Source organism: Stenotrophomonas sp. YIM B06876 (assembly GCF_030711595.1).
In the GTDB taxonomy this organism is placed as follows: Bacteria; Pseudomonadota; Gammaproteobacteria; order Xanthomonadales; family Xanthomonadaceae; genus Stenotrophomonas.
On sequence record NZ_JAUJUJ010000178.1, the window covers coordinates 1 to 1,620 of the forward strand.

Below are 1,620 nucleotides of genomic sequence, written 5' to 3' on the forward strand. Positions count from 1 at the left end.
CACAGGGCCGGAGCAGTTGCTTGCCCGTTTAATGTGCAAATTTGCAAACACGGTGGGCATGTTTGCCGGTTGTCCAAATAATTATGCACAGCTACGATGTGGCTCTGAGCTTCCCTTTGCGACGTTCTATTTCTTTCCAGGAGACAACCATGGACGCATCCACCACCCAGGCCGTCAAGGCCCCCACCGTCAAGCTGCTGATCGGCGGCAAGTTCGTCGAGTCGCAGACCACGCAGTGGCGCGACATCGTCAATCCGGCCACGCAAGAGGTGCTGGCGCGCGTGCCTTTTGCCACGCCCGCCGAGGTGGACGCCGCCGTGGCCTCGGCCAAAGAGGCCTTCAAGACCTGGAAGAAGACCGCCATCGGCACGCGCGCGCGCATCTTCCTCAAATACCAGCAACTGATCCGCGAAAACATGGCCGAGCTGGCCGCCATCCTGACGGCCGAACAGGGCAAGACCCTGCCCGACGCCGAAGGCGATGTGTTCCGCGGCCTCGAAGTGGTCGAGCACGCGGCCAGCATCGGCAACCTGCAGCTGGGCGAGCTGGCCAACAACGTGGCCGGCGGCGTCGACACCTACACGCTGCTGCAGCCGCTCGGCGTGTGCGCCGGCATCACGCCGTTCAACTTCCCGGCCATGATTCCGCTGTGGATGTTCCCCATGGCCATAGCCACCGGCAACACCTTCGTGCTCAAGCCCTCCGAGCAAGACCCGATGGTGACCATGCGCCTGGTCGAGCTGGCGCTCGAAGCCGGCATTCCGCCCGGCGTGCTGAACGTGGTGCACGGCGGCGAAGACGTGGTCAACGCCATCTGCGACCACAAGGACATCAAGGCCGTGTCGTTCGTCGGCTCGACCAAGGTGGGCACCCATGTCTACAACCGCGCCACCCTGGCCGGCAAGCGCGCGCAATGCATGATGGGCGCCAAGAACCACGCCATCATCCTGCCCGACGCCAACAAGGAGCAGACGCTCAACGCCCTGGCCGGTGCAGCCTTTGGCGCCGCGGGCCAGCGCTGCATGGCGCTGTCGGTGGTGGTGCTGGTGGGCGAGGCACAGAAGTGGATTCCCGAGCTGGTCGAAAAGACCAAGACGCTCAAGGTCAGCGCCGGCNCTGGCCGGTGCAGCCTTTGGCGCCGCGGGCCAGCGCTGCATGGCGCTGTCGGTGGTGGTGCTGGTGGGCGAGGCACAGAAGTGGATTCCCGAGCTGGTCGAAAAGACCAAGACGCTCAAGGTCAGCGCCGGCACCGAAAAGGGCACCGACGTGGGCCCGCTGATCTCGTGCGCGGCGCTCGCGCGCGTTGAAGGCCTGATCGAGCGCGGCATTGCCGAAGGCGCCAAGCTCGAACTCGACGGGCGCAAGCCCCAGGTGGCGGGCTTCGAGAAGGGCAATTTTGTCGGCCCGACGATCTTCTCGGGCGTCAAGACCGGCATGTCCATCTACGAGCAGGAAGTGTTCGGCCCGGTGCTGTCCATCGTCGCCGCAGCTGATCTGGACGAAGCCATCGACTTCATCAACGCCAACCCCAACGGCAACGGCACGGCCATCTTCACGCAGTCGGGTGCGGCCGCGCGCAAGTTCCAGGAAGACATCGACGTCGGCCAGGTCGGCATCAAC

At 64.7% G+C, this 1,620-nt stretch carries 1 protein-coding gene and 1 pseudogene; both read left to right on the plus strand.

Translation table 11 applies throughout. The features are described from left to right. Nucleotides 1–149: 149 nt before the first annotated feature. A pseudogene (gene mmsA, locus QZH66_RS15840) lies at nt 150–1,115 on the plus strand (CoA-acylating methylmalonate-semialdehyde dehydrogenase); the annotation flags it as partial. A 40-nt stretch (nt 1,116–1,155) separates the two neighbouring features. Further along, the coding region (locus tag QZH66_RS15845) for an aldehyde dehydrogenase family protein (protein ID WP_305806855.1) at nt 1,156–1,620 on the plus strand (465 nt) is incomplete at its 3' end.